Source organism: Mesorhizobium sp. M7A.F.Ca.CA.004.04.2.1, from assembly GCF_004022825.1.
Lineage (GTDB): Bacteria > Pseudomonadota > Alphaproteobacteria > Rhizobiales > Rhizobiaceae > Mesorhizobium.
In genome coordinates this window covers 1-6,716 of record NZ_RZPH01000234.1, presented here as the reverse complement: position 1 = coordinate 6,716, position 6,716 = coordinate 1, and the positions used below count along the sequence as shown (strand labels likewise).

Sequence of the window (6,716 nt, the reverse complement as noted above, 5' to 3'; positions counted from 1 at the left end):
GTCTTGAGCAGGCCGCTAAGCACATCGAAGCCGGTGCCCTTGACGGTGTCGCCACCGCCATCCTTGTAGTCGTCATAGTTGCGGTAGACGATGTTGCCGAGCACGTCCCAGTTCTCGTTGAGGCGGTAGGCACCGGATGCGCTTGTTGTCCAGCCTTTGCCGTTGCTCTCATAGCGTCCCGTGACGGAGCCGGCCCATGTTTCTTCCGGCTTAAGGAAATCCCCGGCGTCCTTGGTGTCGAAGAAGACGACGCCGCCGATGGCGCCTGAGCCATAGGTGTTGGCGACAGGACCACGGATAACATCCACGGATTTAACGAGTTCGGGGTCGATGTAGAAGGTCGACTGCGTGCCGTGGTCGGAACGCTGGAAGTTCTGACGGGCGCCGTCGACGATGACCGCGACGCGACCAAAATCCTGCAAGCCTCGGATGTTGATACTGGTGCTGACGCGTCTGGCGTCGGCCTGCGCCGCGACACCGGGCACGCCAAGCAGCATCTCATTCGGCGTCGTCGCCATGCGGCGGTCGAGCTGTTCCTGGCCGACATGGCTGGTCGATGCCAGCGATTCGATCGCCGTCTCGCCGGTGCGGCTGATGACGAGGATCTTGTCGAGCAGCGTTGCTCCCGCTGGTGCGGCGTTTTCTTCTTCAGCCTTCTTCGTTTGCTCTGTCGGCTGCGCCGCTTGCTGGGCGTTAGCCAATTGCGCCGACAAGGCGATAGCCGCCACGCTTGCCAACAATGCCGCCGCGCCGTTCGCCGCCGACCGGCCACGCCATTCCCAAGTCACCAACCCCATGCCCCAACTCCAAAGTCCAGGTTTCATGCTGGCTGGCCCGGGGCTGGCTGGCATTTTTGATCGTCTCCGGCGTCTTAAATGTTGACTCATTTAATCCGGTATTGCACTGACTAGTAAACATGATTATTCAAGTCAAGAAATGAATCGGATTACGCAACGCCTAGCCAGACGCCCGGCACAGGAAAGGGATCGACAGAGATGAACACCCACAATCCCAACGATTTTCGCTATCGCGTCCGCCGTTCCGACGATGCCTCGGCCCCCACCCGTTTCGACCGGGTTCCGCTGGCGGTGCGAACCCTGTCCAGCAACACTCTGTTCCAGGGCGAGCACGAGATCGGCATCGAGCATCACGGTGCGCTCTACCGGCTGAAGATCACCCGTCAGGGCAAGCTCATTCTCAACAAGTAAGGCTAGAGCGGTTCACCGTTTCTCGGAAACGCCGAACCGCTCTAGCTCTTTGTTTTAACGCAATTCCGGACGGAAAACCGTTTCACACTTTTCCCGGAATTGCTCTAGGCAGCAGGGACGAAACATGGATCAGCGCGTAAAACCCGCCCCGCATGAAATCCGGCGGGCACGGACAGACAATCCGAAGACGCGCGAGCGTGATCTGGCTGCCCAGCTCGGCATTTCGGAAGCCGAACTGGTCGCCGCGCATTGCGGCGACGGCGTCGTGCGCATCGAGCCGCGCGTCAACGATCTTCTGACCGGCCTCGAGGCCGTCGGCGAGGTCATGGCGCTGACCCGCAATGAGAGCGCGGTGCACGAAAAGATCGGCGTCTATGACAAGGTCGTCACCGGCAACCACAATGCCATGGTGCTTGGCGAAAACATCGACCTGCGCATCTTCCCGAAGGTCTGGGCACACGGCTTTGCCGTCGAGAAGCGAGACGGCGACGAAATCCGCCGCAGCCTGCAGTTTTTCGATGCGGCGGGCGAGGCCGTGCACAAGGTGCATTTGCGTCCGGCCTCCAGCCTCTATGCCTATCAGAAGCTGGTTGCCGCGCTCGAATCGTCCAATCAGGAGCCGACCGTCGACATTTCGGGACCACTCCCCGATGACGAGAGCCATGGCGACGAAGCGGCCGCCAATCTCGACGATCTGCGCGACCGCTGGAGCCGGCTGACCGATGTGCACCAGTTCTTCGGCATGCTGAAGACGCTGAAGCTCAGCCGCCGGCAGGCGGTGCGCCTGGTCGGGCAAGACTATGCCTGGCAGCTCGACAATGATGCCGTCCGTGCCATGTTTCATCACGCTGCGGAGGGCGAGATGCCGATCATGTGCTTTGTGGGAAACCGCGGCTGCATCCAGATCCATTCCGGTCCGATCAAGTCGATCAAGCCGATGGGGCCATGGATCAACGTGCTGGACGAAACCTTCCACCTGCATTTGCGCACCGACCACATCCAGGAGGTCTGGGCGGTGCGCAAGCCGACCAAGGACGGTCATGTCACCTCGCTTGAGGTCTATGATTCCGACGGCAAGATGTTCATCCAGTTCTTCGGCAAGCGTCATGAAGGCGAAAGCGAGCGGGATGACTGGCGCTTCCTGGCGGAAAACCTGCCGCGCATCCCAAGCCCGACCGCAGCCTGAGGAAAATGCGATGCGTTTTTTCCCAAGATTGTCGACCGTGCGCGGATCTATTTTCCGGCCGGTGATCGGTCTCTCCATGGCTGTTATCGCACTGCAATCCGCCAGCGCCATGGAAGGCACGGCCGTGTTTGCCGATCCTTCGAAAATCGTGGCCGTTGGCGGCTCGATCACCGAGATCGTCTATGCGCTCGGCGAGGAAAAGCATCTGGTGGCTCGCGATTCCACCAGCCGGTACCCAAAGGCGGCGCTTGAGCTGCCCGATGTCGGCTATATGCGTGCGCTGTCACCGGAAGGCGTGCTCTCGGTCAACCCGACCGGCATCCTGGCGTTGCATGGCAGCGGTCCCAAGGAAGCCGTCGACGTCTTGAAGAAGACGAGCGTCCCGTTCATCGAAGTGCCCGAGCACTATAGCCACGAAGGCATCCTCGAAAAGGTCCGTATCGTCGGCAAGGCGCTCGGCGTCGACGCCAAGGCAGAGGTGCTCGCCGGGGAGCTCGATGCCAAGCTCACGGCCGCCGAAGGGCAAACGACGTCGATCAAGGAACGCAAGCGCATCCTGTTCGTGCTGTCGATACAGGGCGGCAAGATCCTGGCGGCCGGCAGCGAGACCGCGGCGGACGGTATGGTCAAGCTGGCTGGCGGCGTCAACGCGGTCGAGGGCTTCTCCGGCTACAAGCAAATGTCCGACGAGGCGATCATAACCGCCAGACCGGACGTGATCCTGATGATGAGCAATGCCGGGCCTCCGGTCTCGGATGACGAACTGTTCGGCAATCCGTCGATCGCCTCGACGCCGGCCGGAAAGGCGCGCAAGCTGATCCGCATCGACGGTGCCTATCTGCTCGGCTTCGGGCCACGCACGGCCGATGCCATCCACGACCTCGCTGTCTCGCTTTATGGCGGGCAGGTCACGGACTGAACGGGCGGATCATGGTCGATCAATCGATCGCCGGCCCGGTGATGGCAAGCGTATCCGAAGGCGACAGGTCGGGCCGCGCCCGCATCGTCATTCTGCTGCTGTGCCTGGGGCTCGCGGCTGCCGTTTTTCTGTCGCTGACATCGGGGGCTTCGGACGCTTCGGCCGTCAACGTCATCGGGGGCTGGCTGTTCGGCACAGTGCCTGATGACGCCGCAGTGAGCGCCCGCGACAGCCTGATCGTCTATGACATCCGCCTGCCGCGCATCATCCTCGGCATGCTGGTCGGCGCGGCGCTCGCGGTCTCCGGCGCGGTCATGCAGGGACTGTTCCGCAATCCGCTGGCCGACCCCGGCCTGATCGGCGTCTCGGCCGGCTCCAGCCTCGGCGCGGTTGCCGTCATCGTGCTCGGCGCCACGATATTGGCTCCGGTGACCGCCTTGCTCGGCACGCTTGCACTGCCGCTGGCGGCCTTCTGTGGCGGGCTCGCCACCACGCTGGTGCTTTACCAGGTCGCGACGCGGCGGGGGCAAACCTCGGTTGCCACAATGCTGCTTGCCGGCATCGCGCTGGCGGCGCTCGCCATGGCGCTGACCGGCATTCTTATCTTCATGGCCGACGATCGCCAGTTGCGCGACCTGACCTTCTGGCAACTCGGATCGCTCGGCGGCGCAACCTGGGCGAAGATCGCGTCGGTAGGGCCGATCATCGTGCTGGCGCTGGCGGCGATGCCGTTCCTGGCACGCGGCCTCAACGCGCTGGCGCTTGGCGAGGCGACCGCCGGTCATCTCGGCATTCCGGTGCAGCGGCTGAAATACACGGCCATCGTCGGCGTCTCTGCCGCGGTCGGCGCATCCGTCGCCGTCAGCGGCTGCATCGGCTTCGTCGGCATCGTGGTACCGCATCTGCTGCGCCTGCTGATTGGTCCGGACAATCGCTATCTGCTGCCGGCGTCGGCGCTGCTCGGTGCCTCGCTGCTGCTTCTGGCCGACGCGGTCGCACGCACCATCGTTGCGCCGGCCGAACTGCCGATAGGCATCGTCACCGCGATAGCGGGCGCGCCGTTTTTCCTTTGGATCCTGCTGCGCAAGCGCGGCGTGGTTGATTTGTGAGGCTTGATGATCGAGGCCAAGGATGTTTCGGTTGATATCGCCGGCAAGCCTATCGTCAGCGGTATCGATTTCCACGCGCGGCCCGGCGAGATCGCCGCCATCGTCGGCCCCAATGGTTCGGGCAAGACGACCTTCCTCAAAGCGCTTTCCGGCGAACTCGCCTACACCGGGCGCGTTGCCCTCAACGGCCGAGATCTCTCGACGATGAAGCCGGTCGAGGTGGCCGTCCATCGTGCGGTGCTGCCGCAGGCGACGACGCTGTCGTTCCCGTTCACCGTGCGGGAAGTGGTCAAGCTCGGCCTTGTCGGCGGCCGCTCAGGCGTCTTGCCGGGCGAGGATGCGCGGCTGCCGGAACGGGCGCTGGCGCGTGTCGATCTCGACGGCTTTGCCGGCCGTTTCTACCAGGAGCTTTCGGGCGGCGAGCAACAGCGCGTTCAGCTCGCACGCGTGCTGAGCCAGGTCTGGGCACCGGTGCTCGACGGCAAGCCGCGCTTTCTGTTCCTCGACGAGCCGGTTTCCAGCCTCGACATCAAGCACCAGCTGATCATCATGAACATTGCCCGCGACTTCGCCAGAAGGGGCGGCGGCGTGGTCGCCATCCTGCACGACCTCAATCTGACGGCCATGTATGCCGACCGGATCTTCGTCATGCATCGCGGCCGGCTGGCCGCCACCGGGTCGCCGCGGGATGTGCTGAGCGATGACCTGATCGAAAAAGTGTTCGACTGCCGGCTCAGGGTCGGCGTGCTGCCGGCCGGCAATATGCCGTTCGTTCTGCCTCAGTCAGCGGCCTGATTGCAGATCTAGCCCGCGCCCCTGCTGGGTCAGGCAGCTGGTGCGCGGCGCTCCAGCATGTCGATTCCGAGCAGGTTGCGCACATTTGGACGTGCCGCCACGAGGTCGGCGATCGTATAGCGCTCCAGCACGGCGAAGAACGCGTTCAGCGCCTCGCGCAGCGCCGAGTTCAGCGCGCAGCTATCGACGAGCGGGCATTCGGCGGCATCGTTCTCGAAGCATTCGGCCATAGCGAAGCTCTCTTCCGTCACGCGCACGACATCGAACAGGCTGATGGCTTCGGCCGCCCGGCCAAGCTTGACGCCGCCATTCCTACCGCGCACGGTCTGGACGAGGCCGTGCTCGACCAGGGGCTGCAGGATCTTGAACAGGAAAAGCTCCGACACCGAATAGGCGGCCGCGATCTCGGGGATGCGGCTCAATCGGTCATCATTGGCCGCGCAATACATCAAGATGCGCATGGCATAGTTGGTCTGGCGCGTAAGCCGCATTTTGTCCTCACAAGGCACTGGTGCGGTGCAACCACGCCAGATCTGGAAATTTTGCTGATATGGCTTTGACCCGAATTTCCGGATTCGCCACATTGGCCTCGGCGGAATATGGCCTATACCTTGGAATAATTCCAGACTAGCTTCGCCCGATAGATGAATTTTCTCCTCAACTTTGTGTGCGCGGCCGGGGAAAGTTCCGGGCGAAACCCGCTGTCGCGGGTATTTCGGCCATCGGAACACTAAATAGGCTGAGATCGACGAGGAGCGGCTCACCCATGTCACAATCGGCTTCGCCCCTGGCGCCGGTCCGTTTCGATGCCGAGGCGGATGCCAAGCTTTCCGCGTTGCGGCGGACGAAATTCCTCGCGGCGGCCGCACTGGCGCTTTGCGTGCTGGTGTTTGCGCTCGCCAAATCCTTCGAGCGCACCTATCCATGGCTCGGCTTCGTCGCCGCCTTTGCCGAGGCCGCGACCATCGGCGGTCTGGCCGACTGGTACGCGGTGGTGGCGCTGTTCAGGCGGCCGCTGGGGCTGCCGATCCCGCACACGGCCATCATCCCGGAGAACCAGAACCGCATCGCCGACAATCTCGGTCGCTTCATCGAGGTCAACTTCCTGGCGCCTGAACCGGTGCGCGAAAAGCTCGCCGAGGTCGATTTCTCGGCACTCGTCGCCGACTGGCTGGCCGATACGGAGCGCGCCGCCGGCCTGTCGCGCTTCGTCGTGCGGCTGGTGCCGCAGACGCTGGCCGCTGTCGAGCAGTCCGGCCTGCGCGGCTTCGTCACCAGCCGCATGCTCGAACAGATCGAAAAGGTGCCGCTGGCGCCGCTGGCCGCCGAGCTGTTGTCAGCGCTTACCGACGACCGCCGCCACCAGAAACTGTTCGACGAGTTCACCAAGGTGATCGGCAGGTTCCTCAATGACGAACAGGCGCTGGCGACGATGCGCGAAAAGATCCGCGAGGAACTGCCGTCGCTGTTCAACCTGTTCCGCGCCGACGCCTATCTCC

8 protein-coding genes are annotated in these 6,716 nt (G+C 63.3%); 6 read left to right on the top strand and 2 right to left on the bottom strand.

Annotated elements, in window-relative coordinates; genetic code table 11:
* The coding region (locus EN893_RS13055; protein WP_206640109.1) for a TonB-dependent receptor plug domain-containing protein at window positions 1-797 on the bottom strand (797 nt) is incomplete at its 3' end.
* Between the two features lie 198 nt (window positions 798-995).
* Here EN893_RS13055 and hemP point away from each other — a divergent pair.
* From hemP to EN893_RS13030, 5 genes are all read left to right on the top strand, one after another.
* Window positions 996-1,208 (top strand): hemin uptake protein HemP, encoded by a 213-nt coding sequence (gene hemP, locus EN893_RS13050; protein ID WP_127271521.1) that lies wholly within the window; start codon window positions 996-998, stop codon window positions 1,206-1,208.
* A gap of 124 nt (window positions 1,209-1,332) precedes the next feature.
* Window positions 1,333-2,394, top strand: coding sequence for a hemin-degrading factor (locus EN893_RS13045; protein WP_127272243.1), 1,062 nt, complete (start codon window positions 1,333-1,335; stop codon window positions 2,392-2,394).
* Between the two features lie 10 nt (window positions 2,395-2,404).
* The gene (locus EN893_RS13040; RefSeq protein WP_127272244.1) at window positions 2,405-3,313 is read left to right on the top strand and encodes a hemin ABC transporter substrate-binding protein; all 909 of its coding nucleotides are present in this window, start codon (window positions 2,405-2,407) and stop codon (window positions 3,311-3,313) included.
* Window positions 3,314-3,324: 11 nt separating this feature from the next.
* Window positions 3,325-4,422, top strand: coding sequence for an iron ABC transporter permease (locus tag EN893_RS13035; protein WP_128361572.1), 1,098 nt, complete (start codon window positions 3,325-3,327; stop codon window positions 4,420-4,422).
* 6 nt (window positions 4,423-4,428) lie between these two features.
* Window positions 4,429-5,217 carry a heme ABC transporter ATP-binding protein gene (locus EN893_RS13030; RefSeq protein ID WP_127267527.1) on the top strand — a complete coding sequence of 263 codons (789 nt, stop codon included), beginning with the start codon at window positions 4,429-4,431 and terminating at the stop codon, window positions 5,215-5,217.
* Window positions 5,218-5,246: 29 nt separating this feature from the next.
* Here EN893_RS13030 and rirA read toward each other — a convergent pair whose 3' ends face one another.
* Window positions 5,247-5,708 (bottom strand): iron-responsive transcriptional regulator RirA, encoded by a 462-nt coding sequence (gene rirA / locus EN893_RS13025; RefSeq protein WP_127267528.1) that lies wholly within the window; start codon window positions 5,706-5,708, stop codon window positions 5,247-5,249.
* Window positions 5,709-5,983: 275 nt separating this feature from the next.
* Between rirA and EN893_RS13020 the strand changes: the two genes are divergently transcribed.
* Window positions 5,984-6,716: DUF445 family protein (locus tag EN893_RS13020; RefSeq protein WP_128361571.1), on the top strand; the 733-nt coding region annotated here is incomplete at its 3' end.

Coding starts and splice junctions, on each gene's coding strand:
- EN893_RS13030 (WP_127267527.1), top strand. CDS start 4,429: ATGATCGAGGCCAAGGATGTTTCGGTTGATATCGCCGGCAAGCCTATC.
- EN893_RS13040 (WP_127272244.1), top strand. CDS start 2,405: ATGCGTTTTTTCCCAAGATTGTCGACCGTGCGCGGATCTATTTTCCGG.
- EN893_RS13045 (WP_127272243.1), top strand. CDS start 1,333: ATGGATCAGCGCGTAAAACCCGCCCCGCATGAAATCCGGCGGGCACGG.
- hemP (WP_127271521.1), top strand. CDS start 996: ATGAACACCCACAATCCCAACGATTTTCGCTATCGCGTCCGCCGTTCC.
- rirA (WP_127267528.1), bottom strand. CDS start 5,708: ATGCGGCTTACGCGCCAGACCAACTATGCCATGCGCATCTTGATGTAT.
- EN893_RS13035 (WP_128361572.1), top strand. CDS start 3,325: ATGGTCGATCAATCGATCGCCGGCCCGGTGATGGCAAGCGTATCCGAA.